This is a genomic window from Xanthomonas sp. NCPPB 3570, assembly GCF_056725115.1.
On the sequence record NZ_CM161513.1, the window covers coordinates 3,002,219 to 3,018,383 of the forward strand.

Sequence of the window (16,165 nt, forward strand, 5' to 3'; positions counted from 1 at the left end):
GGGGAAGGATCGGCGACGCGCGCCGGTCCGGAGGACGGTCCCAGACTACCCAGCGCCGGGCTATTTGCCCAGGGCCTGCGCGGTGTCCTCCAGCGCCCGCCAGGCCTTGTCGAACAGTTCGTCGACCTGGGCGCGGCTGAGGATCAGCGGCGGCGACAGCAGCATCGCGTCGTGGGTGGCGCGCAGGATCAGGCCGCGGCGCAGCGCGTTGTCGCGGCACAGGGCACCGACCTTGCCGCGCTCGGGGAAGTAATGACGCCGCGGCTTGTCCGGCACCAGCTCGAGCGCCCCGATCATGCCGACGATGCGCGCCTCGCCGACCAGCCGGTGCTCGCCCAGCTCGGCCCAGCGCTGCCCCAGATACGGCGCGATCTCGCTGCGCGCGCGTTCGACGATGCCCTCGTCCTGCAGCAGGCGCAGATTCTCCAGCGCCACCGCCGCGCACACCGGGTGGCCGGAATAGGTGCAGCCATGCGCCAGCTCGCCGCCCTGCTCCTTCAGCACCGTGGCCACGCGCGTGCCGAACATCGCCGCCCCGAGCGGGATGTAGCCGGAGGTGATGCCCTTGGCGATGGTCATCACGTCCGGCTGGAAGCCGAAGTGTTGCGACCCGAACCATTCGCCGGTGCGGCCGAAGCCGCAGATCACCTCGTCGGCGACCAGCAGCACGTCGTAGCGGCGGCAGATGCGCTCGATCTCCGGCCAGTAGCTGCGCGGCGGGATGTACACGCCGATCGCGCCCATGATCGGTTCGCCGATGAACGCGGCCACCCGCTCCGGCCCCAGTTCCAGGATCTTGTCCTCCAGCCTGCGCGCGGCCAGCAGGCCGTACTCCTCGGGGTCCAGGTCGCCGCCGTCGCCGAACCAGTACGGCGGATCGATGTGGTGGATGTCGGGGATCGGCAGACCGCCCTGGCGGTGCATGCCCTTCATCCCGCCGAGGCTGGCGCCGGCCATGGTGGTGCCGTGGTAGCCGTCGTGGCGGCCGATGAAGATGGTCTTCTGCGGCTGGTCCTGCACCGCCCAGAAGTGCCGCACCAGGCGCAGGATGGTGTCGTTGGCTTCGGAGCCGGAGTTGGTGAAGAAGGCATGGTCGAGGTCGCCCGGGGCCAGTTCGGCGAGCTTGGCGGCCAGGCGGATGGTGGGTTCGGTGGTGCACTGGAAGAAGCTGTTGTAGTACGCGAGCTGCTCCATCTGCCGCGCGGCGGCCTGACCGAGTTCCTTGCGCCCGTAGCCGACGTTGACGCACCACAGGCCGGCGAAGGCGTCGAGCAATTGGTTGCCGTCGGCGTCCCAGACGTAGGCGCCGTCGCCGCGGGTGAGGATACGGGTACCTTTCTGCGCCAGGGCGGCGTTGTCGTTGAACGGGTGCAGGTGGTGCGCGGCATCCAGGTCCTGCAGGGCGCGCGTGTCGATCGGGTCCATGTCCACTCCAATGTTGTTACCAAGGCCGCAACGCGGCCAAGCTTTGCTGCTGTTGCTGTTGCTGTTGCTGCTGCTGTTGCTCTTGTTGTTGCTCTTGCTTTTGCCTTACCGGGTTCCCTTCCGAAGCGGCGGCCGTGTCGGGGAAAAACCCCGAAGGGGCGGCGCACATGGATGTGCGCCGTTCGCGGCAGGGGCAGGATGCCCCTTCCGCGAATCCCCGGCATGGACGCGGACCCGGAGCGCGTTAGCGCGGAGGGCGCGTAGGCAGGGTGTGCTTTCTTTTGGTTACTTTTCTTTGCACAAGCAAAGAAAAGTGACTCGCCGCAAGGCGAAAGCTTTGCTCTTGCTCTAGCTGATGCGGAGGCGGCCGCTGAATCGTAGGAGCGGCTTCAGCCGCGACCGGCATGACCAATCCGTTGGTCGCGGCTAAAGCCGCTCCTACAGTCTTTCTCATCCGACACTCAAACTTGAAGCAACAGCAAAGGCTTTCGCCCTGTCGGGCGAGTTACTTTTCTTTGCTCGCGCAAAGAAAAGTAACCAAAAGAAAGCGCGCCCTGCCTTCGCGCCCTCCGCGCTGCGCGCTCCGGGTCCGCGTCCATCACGGGGATCCGCGGAAGGGGCATCCTGCCCCTGCCGCGGACGGCGTACATCCATGTACGCCGCCCTTCGGGTGTTTCCCCGCGATGGCCGCCGCTTCGGAAGGGAACCCGGTAAGTCAAAAGCAACAACCGAAGCAACAGCAAAAGCAACGGCAACGGCAACGGCAACGGCAGGATCGAATTTGCTGCAGAGCGTAGGCATCACGCGAGCCACGAAAGGCACCAGGAACTCACACGTTCAACAACAAAAACTCCCGCTCCCACGAACTGATCACCCGGAAGAACGTCTCGTACTCCTTGCGCTTGACCGAAATGTACGCCCGCACGAAACGCGGCCCAAGCAACTCCTGCAACGGCCCGCACCGCTCCAACTCGTCCAGCGCCTCGCCCAGCGAACGCGGCAACTGATAGCCCATCTCCTTGCCGCTGCCGGTAGTCGGCTCAGTCGGCTCGAGCTTCTCGCGGATTCCGAGCAGGCCGCAGGCCAGTGTCGCCGCCATCGCGAGGTACGGATTGGCGTCGGAACCGGCGAAACGACTTTCCACGCGCATGTTCTCGATCGTGTCGATCGGCACGCGCAGGCCGCAGGTGCGGTTGTCGAAGCCCCACAGCACGTTGCTCGGCGACACCTCGCCGAACATCAGCCGCCGGTAGGAATTGACGTTGGGCGCGAAGAACGCCATCGCCATCGGCACGTACTTCTGCAAACCCGCCAGGTAATGGGCGAAGGTGCGGCTGTACTCGCCGGCGCGGCGGCCGCTGAAGACGTTCTTGCCGTGCTTGTCCACCAGGCTCTGGTGGATGTGCATCGCACTGCCCGGCTCGTTCTCCATCGGCTTGGCCAGGAACGTCGCGTAGACGCCGTGGCGCAAGGCTGCCTCGCGCATGGTGCGCTTGAACAGGAACACCTGGTCGGCACGCGACAGCGCGTCGTCATGGGTGAAGTTGACTTCCAGCTGCGCCGCGCCGGATTCGTGGATGAGCGTGTCCACATCCAGTTCCATGGCGTCGCAATAGTCGTACATCAGGTCCAGGATCGGGTCGAACTCGTTGACTGCATCGATCGAGTAGGACTGCCGCGCCGTCTCCGGGCGTCCGGAACGGCCGGCCGGCGGCAGCAGTGGGAAGTCAGGATCGGTGTTCTTCTGCACCAGGAAGAACTCCAGCTCCGGCGCCACCACCGGCTTGCAGCCGATCGCCGCATACGCTGCCAGCACTCCGCGCAGCACGTTGCGCGGCGCCAGTTCGTGCGGTTTGCCTTCCTTGGTGTAGCAGTCGTGGATCACCTGCGCAGTGGGGTCGGCGGCCCACGGCACCATCCGCACCGTGTCCGGGTCCGGGCGCAGCTGCATGTCCGAATCCGACGGCGAGGTCAGGTCGTAATAGTCGTCCGGGTAATCGCCGGTGACGGTGGTGGCGAAGATGCCCTCGGGCAGCCGCGTGCCGTAGTCGTGCGAGAACTTGGCGGCGGGAATGATCTTGCCGCGGGCGTTGCCGGTGATGTCCGGCACCAGGCATTCGACCTCGGTGATGTGGCGTTCCTTGAGCCAGCGCCGCAGCGAGCTTTCCTGCTGTTCCGGCGTGTGCTTGCGCGATCGGGGTCGACTGGCCATGGGACTCAGTGCCTGCGGGTGGCCGCATAGTGGCGACAGGCGTCGCCGAAGGATTGGAAGATGCCGAGATAGAACGCGTCGTCGAGCACCCGCCACTCCGGATGCCATTGCACGCCGAGCAGGAAGCCGGGGCCGATGCCGCGGAAGGCCTCGATCAATCCATCCGGCGCCAGCGCCTCGACGATCAGGTCGCCGCCGAGCCGGGCCACGCCCTGCCCGTGCAGCGAGTTGACCCGCACCCGGTCGCGGCCGGCGATCTCCTCCAGCCAGCCGCCTTCGCTCAGCGTCACTTCGTGCGCCGGCGCGTACTGCGCTTCCAGCGGCGCCTGCGGATCCTCGCGGTGATCGGACAGCCCCGGCTGCGCATGCACCTTCTGGTGCAGGGTGCCGCCGAGGGCGACGTTGACTTCCTGGAAGCCGCGGCAGATCGCCAGGATCGGCAGGCCCAGCGAGATCGCCTGCGGAATCAGGTCCAGCGTGTTGGCGTCGCGCGCCGGGTCGTGCAGGTTGCCGAGCCAGCTCGGCTCGTCGCTGTAATGATGCGGTTCGATGTTGCTGACCGCGCCGGTCAGCAGCAGGCCATCGAGCCGGGTCAGCCAGGCGCGGGCATCGACCGGCGGCTGCAGCGACGGCAGCAGCACCGGGGTCACCCCCGCACCATCGACGGCGGCGCGCAGATACTTCTCGCCCGCGGCCAGGAATGGATGCTGGCCGATGAGCTTGCGGTCGGTCGGCACGCCGACCAGGGGCGATACGGCCATGCGAAGAACTCGTGTGGCGTCGTCGCAAGTTACCGCGGGCGTTTTATTTTTACAACACGACGCAGTGCGGAACGCGGCACAGACTGCATGCGCGGCGCGCGCATTGCGCACGCAACACGGTGAAATCTTGCCGCAGCGTGACGACAGCACGTCCGACCATTGTCACGTCGCGCCCGCGGCTGTTGAGTATTCTTGACGCCATGGCGCTCTGCTAAGCTCGAAGCACTCCCGCAGTCCGCCGCGATGATCCGCATGCACGATGCCCCGCTGCTGCCCCCGGACGACGCCCAGACCCTGCAGCGCATCGCCGGCTGCGAGCAGGTCGATCTGCTGCTGCCGGACTGCAACGGCTTGCTGCGCGGCAAGCGCATCGCCCGCGACGCGTTGGACAAGGTCTACCGCGACGGGGTGTGCCTGCCGATGTCGCTGATCGCCACCGACATCACCGGCAACACCGTCGAGGAAACCGGGCTCGGCTACGACATCGGCGACGAGGACCGGCTGTGCGTTCCGGTGCCGGGCAGCCTGCGGCCGGTGCCATGGGCGCCGGTGCCGTCGGCGCAGTTGCTGCTGACGATGCAGGACGGCGCCGGCGGCGCGCTCGACTTCGCCCCGCGCCAGGTGCTGGCGCAGGTGCTGGCGCGGCTGCAGGCACGCGGGCTGACGCCGGTGATCGCGGTGGAACTGGAGTTCTACCTGTTCGATCCGCGCGCCGATGCGCACGGCCGCCCGCAGCCGCCGCTGCATGCCCACAGCGGACTGCGCAGCGACAGCACCCAGGTCTATTACATGCAGGAACTGGACGACCAGCGCGACTTCACCGACGCGGTCGCGCAGGCCTGCCGCGCGCAGGGCATCCCGGCCGACACCGCGGTCGCCGAATACGCGCCGGGCCAGTTCGAGATCAACCTCAAGCACCGCACCGATGCCCTGGCCGCCTGCGACGATGCGGTGCTGCTCAAGCGCGCGATCAAGGCGATCGCGCAGCAGCAGGGCTTGCTCGCCAGCTTCATGGCCAAGCCGTTCGCCGCGCAGTCCGGCAGCGGCCTGCACCTGCACGTGAGCCTGCTGGACGGTGCCGGCGACAACGTGTTCGCCTGCACCCCGCAGGCGCCGGCCACGCCCTTGCGCCATGCCATCGGCGGACTGCAGCACAGCGCCGCGGACTGCCTGCTGCTGTTCGCCCCGCACGCCAACAGCTACCGGCGCTTCGTCGCCAACGCCTTCGTCCCGCTCAACGACAGTTGGGGCTTCAACAACCGCACGGTGGCGATGCGGGTGCCGCACAGCGACCCGGCCAACACCCGCATCGAACACCGCATCGCCGGCGCCGACGCCAATCCCTACCTGGTCGCCGCGGCGGTACTCGCCGGCATCGAGCACGGCCTGGCGCACGGCCTCGATCCGGGGCCGCCGACGCAGGGCAACGCCTACGCCCAGCACGCCGCACGCGAACCGGACTGGCGCGGCGCGATCGGCCGTTTCCTGGACAGTGATTTTGCCGCCACCTACTTCGGCACGCGCTTCCGGCATGTCTACGGCCAGCAGAAGCGCCGCGAGCTGCTGGATTTCCAGGCGCAGGTCAGCGATGTGGACTATCGCTGGTATTTGCGCACGGTTTGAGGAGCGGGGATTGGGCATTCGGGATTGGGGATTCGCTACAAGCAGATTTCCGCCAGCCACAGGTCCATCACGCGCTCGCTGATCTTAATCCCCAATCTCCAATCCCGAATCCCATGCCTGCCCCCGCCCGCAACTGGTACACCGACAGCGCCGCGCCGTTCCCCGCGCAGGAACCGCTGCGCGGGCGCGTGCAGGCGGATGTTTGCATCCTCGGTGCCGGCTATACCGGGCTGAGTGCGGCGCTGGCGCTGGCCGAGGCCGGGTATCGGGTGGTGGTGCTGGAGGCGCAGCGGGTCGGCTGGGGCGCGTCCGGGCGCAACGGCGGGCAGGCCATCGTCGGTTACGGCTGCGAGCAGCACACCCTCGAAGCCCTGCTCGGCCAGGACGATGCGCGGCTGCTGTTCGATTTTTCCCGCGACGGCATGCACCTGCTGCGCAGCCGCATCGCCCGCCACGGCATCGCCTGCGACTGGCGCGACGGACATGCGCACGTGGCGATCAAGCCGCGCCAGGAACGCGCATTGCGCGCCGGCATCATCGAGATGGCGCAGCGCTACGACTATCCGCTGCAATGGTGGGACCGCGCGCAGTTGCAGTCGCAGTTGCGCAGCCCGCGCTATCTGGGGGCGATGTACGACGCCGCCAGCGGCCACCTGCATCCGCTGGAGTACGCGCGTGGCCTGGCGCGGGCGGCGCTGGCGGCCGGCGTGCGCATCCACGAGCAGACGCCGGTCACGCAACTGCTGCGCGGCGCGCGGCCGATCCTGCGCAGCGCGCACGGCGAGGTCGAGGGCGAGTTCGCCATCCTCGCCGGCAACGCCTGGCTGCGTGGCATCGCCCCGGAGCTGGAATCGCGGATCATGCCGGTCGGCACCTACATCGGCGCCAGTGCGCCGCTGGGTGAGGCGCTGGCGCGCGAGCTGATCGGCAACGACATGGCGGTGGCCGACGTCAACTGGGCGCTGGACTACTTCCGCCTCAGCCGCGATCACCGGCTGCTGTTCGGCGGCCGCGCCAGCTATTCCTCGCTGCCGCCGCCCGGCCTGCGCGGGGTGATGACCCGGCGCATGCGCCAGGTGTTCCCGCAACTGCGCCGGGTGGAGATGGAGTCGGTGTGGGGCGGCTACGTCGACATCACCCGCAACCGCGCCCCGCACTGGGGCCGGCTGACCCCGAACGTGTACTTCGCGCAGGGCTTCTCCGGCCACGGCGTGGCCGCCACCGGCCTGGCCGGCGCGGTCATCGCCGCGGCGATCAGTGGACAGGCGCAGCGGCTGGACGTGTTCGCGCGGATTCCGCACGCGCCCTTCCCCGGCGGCCGCCTGCTGCGTACGCCGCTGCTGGTGGCGGCGATGTCCTGGTACAAGCTGCGCGACGCGCTGTGGTAGCCGTCGCGCCACCCTCAAGTTTGCGCGCGCGCGGCCGCTAACCGGGTTCCACCCCTGGATTGCCGCCCGCGAGGCCTGCATGTCGCACCCGTTGTCGATCGCCCCGATCGCCCCCGACGGCAGCCCCGCACAGCAGCGCATCCTGCTGGTGGAAAATTCTCGGACCTTCACCGACCTGCTGCGCGCGGCGATCGCGCAACGGGTCGAACTGCCGGTGGTGGTGGTCTCCACCCTGGCCGAGGCGGCCGCCGCGCTGGACGACGGCGGCTCCTGGTTCCTGGCGCTGACCGGGCTGGTGCTGGCCGATGGCGACCGCGACGCCGTGGTGGACTTCTTCGTCGCGCGCGGCTTGCCCACGGTGGTCGTGAGCGGGGTCTACGACGAAAGCCTGCGCAAGCGCATCCTGACCCAGCAGATCATCGACTTCGTGCTGAAGAACGCGCCGGACAGCATCGACTACCTGGCCTGGCTGGTGCAGCGACTGGCGCGCAACCGCGCCATCACCGCGCTGGTGGTGGACGACTCGCCGTCGGCGCGCGCCTACGCCGCCTCGCTGCTGAAGATGTATGGCTACCGCGTGGTCGAGGCCGCCGACGGCGCCGCCGGGCTGCGCGCGATCGAGGCCAACCCGTCCATCCGCCTGGCCGTGGTGGACCAGGAGATGCCGGGCATGGAAGGCGTGGAATTCACCCGCCGGCTGCGCACCTTGCGCGCACGCGACATGCTGGCGGTGATCGGCCTGTCCGGCAACAACGACCCCTCGCTGGTGCCGCGCTTCCTCAAGAACGGCGCCAACGACTTCCTGCGCAAGCCCTTCTCGCGCGAGGAGTTCTTCTGCCGGGTCTCGCAGAACGTGGACCAGCTGGAGCTGATCGGCACGCTGCAGGACCTGGCCACGCGCGATTTCCTCACCAGCCTGCCCAACCGCCGGCACTTCCTCGAACAGAGCCAGCGCATGCTGCCGCAGTGGCTGGCGCGGCAGGAACCGGTCAGCGTGGCGATGCTCGACATCGACCACTTCAAGCACATCAACGACACCTGCGGCCACGAGGCCGGCGACGAGGCGCTGCGCGCGGTCGCCGCGACCCTGGCCGCGCACGCGCGCCCGCAGGACATGGTGGCGCGCTTCGGCGGCGAAGAGTTCTGCATGCTGGTGCCGGGCCTGGACGCGGCCGCGGCCACCGACTATTTCGAGACCCTGCGCGCGCGCATCGCCGACCTCAAGATCCCGCTGGGTACGCAGACCCTGCGCCTGACCATCAGCATCGGCGTCAGCAGCAGCGGCCCGCAGCGGCAGACCCTGCATCCGCTGCTGACCGAGGCCGACAAGTATCTCTACCTGGCCAAGGCCGGCGGCCGCAACCGGGTCGAATGCGCACCGCCGCCGGAACCGGCGCTCAGCGACGCGGCCGCCTGATCGCCAGCAGCGCCAGCAAGGTCAGCAGCGCCGCCGCGCTGAGGTAGTAGCCGACCCACGGCAGGCCGTACTGCTTGGCCAGCCACACCGCGACATACGGCGCCGGCGCCGCGCCGACGATGCCGGCCAGGTTGAACGCCAGCGAGGCGCCGGTATAGCGCACCGGCACCGGGAACAGTTCGGCCAGCAGCGTGCCGCAGGGGCCGTAGGTCAGGCCCATGAAGAAGAAGCCCAGCGCCAGGAAGGCAAGCACCTGCCAGGGCTGGCCGGCCTGGAACAGCGGCGCGAACAGCAACCCGAATGCGACGATCGCCACGCTGGCCACCAGCATCGCCCGGCGCGTGCCGCGGCGGTCGCCATACCAGGCCGACAACGGAATGCCGGCGGCGAAGAACAGGATGCCGACCATCTGCAGCAGCAGGAACTGCTCGCGGCTGTAATGCAGCGTTTTGGTGCCGTACTGCAGCGCGAACACCGTCATCAGGTAGAACAGCACGAAGGTCGCCAGCACCGCGAACGTGCCCAGCAGCGTCGCGCCGATGTGCTGCGAGAGCACCGTCTGCATCGGCAGACGCACGCGCTCGTTGCGGTCCAGGGCGCGCTGGAAATCTGGGGTCTCGTGGATGCGCAGGCGCACCCACAGCCCGGTGATCACCAACAGGGCGCTGGCGACGAACGGGATGCGCCAGCCCCAGCGCAGGAACTGCGCCTCGTCCAGCAGCGCACCCAGCAGCAGGAAGATGCCCGAACACAGCAGGAAGCCGAGCGGCGCGCCCAACTGCGGGAACATGCCGTACCAGGCGCGCTTGCCCGGCGGCGCGTTCTCGGTGGCCAGCAGCACCGCCCCGCCCCACTCGCCGCCCAGGCCGAGGCCCTGGCCGAAGCGGCACAGCACCAGCAGCGCCGGCGCCCACAGGCCGATGCGCCCGTAACTGGGCAACAGGCCGATCAGCACGGTAGACAGGCCCATGGTCAGCAGCGCCGCCACCAGGGTGGCCTTGCGCCCGATCCGGTCGCCGAAATGGCCGAACAGCGCCGACCCCAGCGGCCGCGCGACGAAGGCCACGGCGAAGGTCGCCAGCGACTGCAGTTGCGCCGCATCGGCATCGCCTTCGGGAAAGAACAGCTTGGGGAACACCAGCACCGCGGCGGTGGCGTAGATGTAGAAGTCGAAGAACTCGATGGTGGTGCCGACCAGGCTGGCCAGCAGCACGCGACGCGGCGAATTCACGGGCGGAACGGGAGACGCGGCAACGGTCATGGAGGCGACATCGACAGGCAATCGGCCGATTCTGGCAGATCGGCGAAGCTGCGACGCGCTTGGTTGCGCCGGCAACGATCGCCTGCGCAATGCATCACGCCACGCTGGCCTGCGCGCGACCGCCCTGCTTGGCCAGATACAGTTGCGCATCGGCCTGCGCCAGCAGCTGCGCGGCGCTGATCTCGGCCTGGGGCAGCGCCACCGCACCGCCCAGGCTGATGCTCACGCATGGCCCCAGCGGCGAAGCCGCATGCGCCAGTTGCAATTCGGCGACCCGCTGCAGCATGCGCTGCGCCACCTCGCGCACCCCCTCGGCCTCGCTGCCCGGCAGCAGCGCCACGAACTCCTCGCCGCCGTAGCGGGCCAGCAGATCGTGCGGGCGCAGCACGCAGCCGGCCAGCGCCTGGGCGACGGCGCGCAGGCAGCCGTCGCCGAGTTGATGGCCGTAGTGGTCGTTGTAGCGCTTGAAGTAGTCCACGTCGATCATCAGCGCCCCGCAGGGCTTGCCTTCGCGCAGGCAGGCCTGCCAGTGCGTGGCCAGGGCCTCGTCGAACCGGCGACGATTGGCCACCCCGGTCAGCCCATCCAGCAGCGCGACCTCGCGCAACAGATCGCTCTGCAGCTTCATGATCAGATGGTTCTGCACCCGCGCCCGCACCACCACCGGCTGCACCGGCTTGCTGATGAAATCGGCGCCCCCGGCCTCCAGCGCGGCGACCTCGTCCTCCGGCGCATCCTGCCCGGTGACGAACACCACCGGAATGTCCGCCGTCGCCGGGTCGGCCTTGAGCCGACGGCAGACCTGCAGCCCGTCCAGCTCCGGCATCATCACGTCCAGCAGCACCAGGTCCGGCGGCTGCTGCTGGCACAAGGCCAGGGCGCGCGCGCCATCCAGCGCCATGCTGACCTCGCAGGCGTCGCGCAGCAGTTCGTGCAGCGCGTGGATGTTGATCGGCTGGTCGTCCACGATCAGCACGCGCGGGCGCCGTCCCTGCGGGGCGAGGCGTCGGTAGGCAGCGAAATCGCTCATGGGGAAGCGGTCTCCAACAGGGTGTTCAGGGTGACGAGAGCGTCGTCGAAACGCAGCGCCTGCACCTGCTCGCGCAGCCGCAGCGCGTCGCCGGCCTGGGCGCCGGCGATGGCCGGCGGTGCCTGGGCCAGCAGGGTCAACGCGGCCAGGTCGGACTGACGCAGCAGCGGTTCCAGCGCACGCAACCAGGGCTGCAGGGGCGCTTCGGTCATGGCGTTCGTCGCGGCAGGCGGCGTGGGCGTGCGCAGCGGCGCGGCCGCGGCGCGCAGCGCGTCCAGATCCTGCGCGGCCACCGCGTGCAGCGCCGCCAATGTCGCCGCCGCGTCGGGCAGCTGCCCGCCGCGTGCGTCCTGCTCCAACGCGGCGGCGGCCTGCGCCAGGTCGGCGGCACCCAGCGTCGCCGCGCTGCCTTTCAAGGCATGTGCGGCATCGGCGCTGGCGCCGGCATCGCCCTGCCGCAACGCCTCGTCGACCCGCTGCAGCAGCGTGCGGTGCTCCTCGGCGAAAGCGTCGAGCATGCGCACGAACAGGCCGGCGTTGTTGCCGAACCGGTCCAGGATCGCATCGAGCGCCACCGGTGCAGGCGGCGCCGGCGGCGGGGCCGGAGCTGCCGGCGCAGCGGCGCGGCCGCTCAGGCGCAGCAGCGCTTCCACCATCTGCTCCAGATCGATCGGCTTGCCGATATGCGCATCCATGCCCGCCGCCAGGCAGGCGTCGACGTCGTTCTGCGCGGCGTTGGCGGTCATCGCCAGGATCGGCAGCCGCGCGAAACGCGCGTCGGCGCGGATGCGCCGGGTCGCCTCCAGGCCGTCCACGCGCGGCATCTGCATGTCCATCACCACCACGTCGAAGACCTGGCCGCTCTCGCGCACGCACTGCACACCGGACAGGCCGTCCTCGGCCAGCGCCACCTGCGCGCCCTCCGCGCACAGCAGTTCCTCGGCCACCTGCCGGTTCAGCGCATTGTCCTCGACCACCAGCACGCGCAGCCCGGGCAGGCGCGCCACACGCTGCGGCGCCGGCGCTGGCGCGGCGATCCTGGCGTCGCCGTTCCAGGCCCGCTCCAGCGCTTCGATCACCTGGCACGGCGTCACCGGCTTGACCAGGTGATCGGCGAACGGCGGCGACACGTGGCCCTGGGTCTGGCCCAGCAGTTCGCTCTGATAGGCGGTCAGCATCAGCACCAGCGGCGGCACGGCGCACATCGCGCGCAGTTGCGCCGCCGCGGTGACGCCATCGATGCCGGGCAGGCGCCAGTCCATCAACACGGCGTCGTAGCGTGCGCCCGTGCGCTCGGCCGCGAGCGCATGCGCCACGGCCTCCTCGCCGCTGGCGACGCCGTCCACCCGCCAGCCGCATGCGCCCAACGCATCGGTCAGCACCTCGCGCACCAGCGCGCTGTCATCGACGACGAGCACATGCCGCGGGCGCGCGCAGCCGCATCCAGCACCCGCCTCGGCGTTCGCATCCAGCACCAGCGGCAGGTCGAACCAGAATCGGCTGCCCTCGCCGAGCACGCTGTGCACCTGCAGCTCGCCACCCATCATGCCGATCAGGCGCCGGCTGATCACCAGGCCCAGGCCGCTGCCGCCGAAGCGGCGGCTGATCGAGGCCTCGGCCTGGGTGAAGCTATGGAAGATGCGCTGCTGCTGCTCGGCGCTGATGCCGATGCCGGTGTCCTCCACGATCATCCGCAGGGTTACCGTCTGCGCCTGCCGCTGCAGCAGCTCCACGCGCAAGCGCACATACCCGTGCTCGGTGAACTTGAGCGCGTTGCCGGCCAGGTTGATCAGCACCTGCTGCAGGCGCAGCGCGTCGCCGATCACCCGGTCGGGGATGCCGCGATCGAGCTGGTAGACGATCTCCACTTCCGGCCGCTGGTGATTGCCCGCCAGCACCACTGCCAGGTCACGCAGCAGTTCCTCGATGCGGAACGGATGCAGGTCGAGCTGCAGCTTGCCAGCCTCGATCTTGGAGTAGTCGAGGATGTCGTTGAGCAGGCTCAGCAGCGACTTGCCGGCCTTCTGCGCCTTGCCCACGTAGTCGTCCTGGCGCGCGTCCAGCGCGGTGCGCTGCAGCAGCTGCAGCATGCCCAGCACCGCGTTCATCGGCGTGCGGATCTCGTGGCTCATGTTGGCCACGAACGAGGACTTGGCCTCGCTGGCCTCGTCGGCGCGTGCCTTGGCCTGGCGCAGTTCCTGCTCGGCCTGCAGTTGCGCGCTGATGTCGCGGTTGATGCCGATGACCCGGGTGACCCGGCCCTGCGCATCGCGTTCGGTGTGCGCGCCGGCCTGGATATGCCGCAGGCTGCCGTCGCTGCGCTGCACGCGGAACACCGGGTCGTAGACCGTCCCGTGCACCACCGCCGATTGCAGGCTGGCCTCGGTCATCGCGAGGTCGTCGGGATGCACTTTCACCCGCCAGTCGGCATAGCGCAGGCCGCTTTCCCGCAGCGCCGCAGGCCACTCGTACAGCTCGTACATGCGCTCGTTGCATTCCAGCGCGTCGTCGCCCGGCGTCCAGGTCCAGATGCCGAGCTCGGCGGTGTCGGCGGCCATCGCCAGTTGGTCGTGCGCGCGGGTCAGCGCCTGGCGCTGGCGATGCCGATCGGTGATGTCGGCGATGACGCCGACCAGCAGGCATTCGCCGTCGATCCACATCGTACCGAGGCTGATCTCGATCGCGAACGCGTCGCCGTTCTTGCGCAGCGCCTGCAGTTCGCGGGCGCTGTCGACGCGCTCCGGCCACGCGCCTGCCGGCGGCACGTCGGCCGCCATCGCCGCGTGCAGGCTGGGCGCAACCTCGGGCATCAGCCGGCTGACGTCCTCGCCGACCAGTTCGTCGGCGCCATAGCCGAACACGCGTTCGCCGGCGCGGTTGACCGAGCGTACCTTGCCGCGCGCGTCGAAGGTGATGATGGGGTTGACCGCGGTGTCCAGGATCGCCTGGGTCAGGGCCATGCTGCGCGCCAGCGAGCGCTCGGCCGCCTGCCGTTCGCTGATGTCCAGGGCGATGCCCAGGTAGCCGGAGAGTTCGCCCTGTCCGGTGCGGATCGCCGTGACCACCAGGCTCACCTGGCGGGTCGTGCCGTCGCGGCGCACATACGTCCACTCGCGGATTTCGGCACCATCGCGCTCGGCCTTCTCCACGAACACACGGAAACCTTCCACCGGATGCCCCAGCTCGGCGGCCAGCATCGCGCCGCGGGCGGCCACCTCCTCGGCCAGGTGGAACGTGCCGGGCGTCAGCGTGCCGACCACGTCCTCGCGGCGGTAACCGAGCAGGCGCTCGGCGCCGGTGTTGAACAGGGTGATGGTGCCGTCGCGGTCGGTGGCGATGATCGACACTTCCGAGGCGGCGCTCAGCACGCCTTCGAGCATCGCGGTGCTGCGGCTCAACTCGGCGGTCCGCGCCGCCACCTGGCTTTCCAGGGTCGCGTTCAAGGCCAGGATCTGCGCCCGCGCGGCCTTTTGCTCGGAGATGTCGCGCACCGTCTTGGACGCGCCGATCGGCCGGCCTTCGGCGTTGTAGATCGGCGATACGCTGACCAGCACGTCCAGCAGGCGTCCGTCGGCATGCCGGCGCACGGTTTCGAAGTACGGCACCTCCTCGCCGCGTCCGATCCGCCGCAGCACCGATTCTTCCTCGTGCATCAGGTCCGACGGCACGATCAACTCGCCCAGCCGCCGCCCTATCGCCTCGGCCTCGCTGAAGCCGAACAGCTGTTCGGCGGCCCGATTCCAACTGGTGACCACGCCCTCGAGCGTCTTGCCGATGATGCCGTCGGCAGAGCTTTGCACAACGGCGACCAGGTTCGCCTGGTCGCGGGCGATCTGCCGGCGCCGCAAATGGTTGCTGCACAGCGCGAACGCCAGCGCCGCCGCCAGCACGCTGAGCAGCGCACCGCCGAGTAGGACGGCGCGCACCGACCACGGCGCGCTGGCGGCCACGAACGCGGGCCCGGCAACCACGCGCATCTGCCAGTGCCGCCCCATCACCTCGCGCCGCAGCACGACCTGCGGCGCCTGCGCCGGAGTGGGCTGAACGACATTGCGATAGAACGCAGTCGCCTCGACGTCGCCTCCCTCATCGCTCAGGGTCAGTTCGACCCGCTCAGAATCCAGATTCAGCGCGTGCATCACCTGCGACATCAACAGCGGCACATAGGTCCAGCCGACCAGTTCGCGCTGACGCTGTGCCGCGGTCGACGGCGTCGCGGCGCTGCGATACACCGGCAGCAGCAACAGGAACGCCTGCGCCCGCTGCGCGCCGGCCTGCACCAGCGTGATCGGCCCGGTCAAGCGCGATTCTCCGCTCAGCGCCGCCGCCAAGGCCGCGCGGCGCCGCGAAGGCTCCGAGGCGATATCCAGACCCAGCGCGGCGGCGTTATCGCTCACCGGCTCGATGTACTGGATGACGAAGCGATCTCCGCTGTGCGGCGTCAATTGCCGGATGCGGAAGTCCGCACGACCCAGTGCCCGCTCGGTGGCGACGAAGCGCTCCTGGTCGGCCTGCGCGACGCGACGGATGAAGCCGAAGCCACGCGCGCCCGGAAACTCGCGGCGTATGTCACGGCTCTGGCTGTAGCGCAGCACCTGCTCGCCATGCAACGCATCGCCGGCAGTGATGACCATGCCGCGCATACCGCGCAAGCCATGATCATAGTTGGCCAGTCCCTCTTCGATACGGGCGAAGACGGCGCGTGCCTTGCCATCCAGTTGCGCCTGCACATGCCGCGCATTGGCCCGCTGCAGTTGCAAGGCCACGACCGCGGTGATCGCCATGCCGATCAGCAGGGTCGCCAACGACCAGTAGAACGGACTGCGCTTGAACGGCAACGGGGACATGGTCACGCCCCTCCCTGGAGCGCTGTGTCGATGGATCAGGTAATGCACCCGTGGTCGCAGCGCCAGTGGCCGGCCTGGCGGGCATGGCGCGCCAGCGGCGCTGCGTGATCGCCTCATCGGCACGGCGCTGGCGAACTTGATCGCGTAAGTGCAGGAAAAGGCGGCAACATGCACCACGCACCGACGCGCGAGGCGCGTCCC

Annotated in this window: 9 protein-coding genes; 3 read left to right on the top strand and 6 right to left on the bottom strand. The window is 69.3% G+C overall.

Going from position 1 to position 16,165, the window contains the following annotated elements:
- Positions 1 to 60: 60 nt before the first annotated feature.
- The 3 genes from AC1PLR_RS13115 to AC1PLR_RS13125 form a co-directional block, all read right to left on the bottom strand.
- On the bottom strand, positions 61 to 1,425 hold the full coding sequence (locus tag AC1PLR_RS13115) for an aspartate aminotransferase family protein (protein WP_420009507.1): 1,365 nt from the start codon (positions 1,423 to 1,425) through the stop codon (positions 61 to 63).
- A gap of 829 nt (positions 1,426 to 2,254) precedes the next feature.
- Positions 2,255 to 3,637 carry a glutamine synthetase family protein gene (locus AC1PLR_RS13120; protein ID WP_010343930.1) on the bottom strand — a complete coding sequence of 461 codons (1,383 nt, stop codon included), beginning with the start codon at positions 3,635 to 3,637 and terminating at the stop codon, positions 2,255 to 2,257.
- A 5-nt stretch (positions 3,638 to 3,642) separates the two neighbouring features.
- Positions 3,643 to 4,398, bottom strand: a complete 756-nt coding sequence (locus AC1PLR_RS13125) for a gamma-glutamyl-gamma-aminobutyrate hydrolase family protein (RefSeq protein WP_481101266.1) — start codon at positions 4,396 to 4,398, stop codon at positions 3,643 to 3,645.
- A 243-nt stretch (positions 4,399 to 4,641) separates the two neighbouring features.
- Between AC1PLR_RS13125 and AC1PLR_RS13130 the strand changes: the two genes are divergently transcribed.
- The 3 genes from AC1PLR_RS13130 (at position 4,642) to AC1PLR_RS13140 (ending at position 8,826) form a co-directional block, all read left to right on the top strand.
- A complete protein-coding gene (locus AC1PLR_RS13130; RefSeq protein ID WP_481101267.1) occupies positions 4,642 to 6,021 on the top strand; it encodes a glutamine synthetase family protein in 1,380 nt (459 codons plus the stop codon).
- 113 nt (positions 6,022 to 6,134) lie between these two features.
- Positions 6,135 to 7,409, top strand: a complete 1,275-nt coding sequence (locus AC1PLR_RS13135; RefSeq protein WP_481101268.1) for an NAD(P)/FAD-dependent oxidoreductase — start codon at positions 6,135 to 6,137, stop codon at positions 7,407 to 7,409.
- 79 nt (positions 7,410 to 7,488) lie between these two features.
- The gene (locus AC1PLR_RS13140) at positions 7,489 to 8,826 is read left to right on the top strand and encodes a GGDEF domain-containing response regulator (protein ID WP_481100417.1); all 1,338 of its coding nucleotides are present in this window, start codon (positions 7,489 to 7,491) and stop codon (positions 8,824 to 8,826) included.
- Here the strand turns inward: AC1PLR_RS13140 and AC1PLR_RS13145 are convergent.
- The 3 genes from AC1PLR_RS13145 to AC1PLR_RS13155 form a co-directional block, all read right to left on the bottom strand.
- Complete coding sequence (locus AC1PLR_RS13145; protein WP_481101269.1) at positions 8,807 to 10,087, bottom strand: MFS transporter; 1,281 nt, start codon at positions 10,085 to 10,087, stop codon at positions 8,807 to 8,809. The two genes, AC1PLR_RS13140 and AC1PLR_RS13145, sit on opposite strands and share 20 nt — an antisense overlap.
- Positions 10,088 to 10,181: 94 nt before the next feature.
- Positions 10,182 to 11,117: a diguanylate cyclase domain-containing protein gene (locus AC1PLR_RS13150; protein ID WP_267106964.1), complete on the bottom strand. Its 936-nt coding sequence runs from the start codon at positions 11,115 to 11,117 to the stop codon at positions 10,182 to 10,184.
- Positions 11,114 to 15,964 (bottom strand): PAS domain S-box protein, encoded by a 4,851-nt coding sequence (locus AC1PLR_RS13155; protein WP_481101270.1) that lies wholly within the window; start codon positions 15,962 to 15,964, stop codon positions 11,114 to 11,116. The genes AC1PLR_RS13150 and AC1PLR_RS13155 overlap by 4 nt, the downstream gene beginning before the upstream one ends.
- Positions 15,965 to 16,165: the final 201 nt, after the last annotated feature.

Excerpts from the sequence above, each read along its gene's own strand:
- AC1PLR_RS13115 (WP_420009507.1), bottom strand. The coding sequence starts at position 1,425 with ATGGACCCGATCGACACGCGCGCCCTGCAGGACCTGGATGCCGCGCAC.
- AC1PLR_RS13120 (WP_010343930.1), bottom strand. The coding sequence starts at position 3,637 with ATGGCCAGTCGACCCCGATCGCGCAAGCACACGCCGGAACAGCAGGAA.
- AC1PLR_RS13125 (WP_481101266.1), bottom strand. The coding sequence starts at position 4,398 with ATGGCCGTATCGCCCCTGGTCGGCGTGCCGACCGACCGCAAGCTCATC.
- AC1PLR_RS13130 (WP_481101267.1), top strand. The coding sequence starts at position 4,642 with ATGATCCGCATGCACGATGCCCCGCTGCTGCCCCCGGACGACGCCCAG.
- AC1PLR_RS13135 (WP_481101268.1), top strand. The coding sequence starts at position 6,135 with ATGCCTGCCCCCGCCCGCAACTGGTACACCGACAGCGCCGCGCCGTTC.
- AC1PLR_RS13140 (WP_481100417.1), top strand. The coding sequence starts at position 7,489 with ATGTCGCACCCGTTGTCGATCGCCCCGATCGCCCCCGACGGCAGCCCC.
- AC1PLR_RS13145 (WP_481101269.1), bottom strand. The coding sequence starts at position 10,087 with ATGACCGTTGCCGCGTCTCCCGTTCCGCCCGTGAATTCGCCGCGTCGC.
- AC1PLR_RS13150 (WP_267106964.1), bottom strand. The coding sequence starts at position 11,117 with ATGAGCGATTTCGCTGCCTACCGACGCCTCGCCCCGCAGGGACGGCGC.
- AC1PLR_RS13155 (WP_481101270.1), bottom strand. The coding sequence starts at position 15,964 with ATGTCCCCGTTGCCGTTCAAGCGCAGTCCGTTCTACTGGTCGTTGGCG.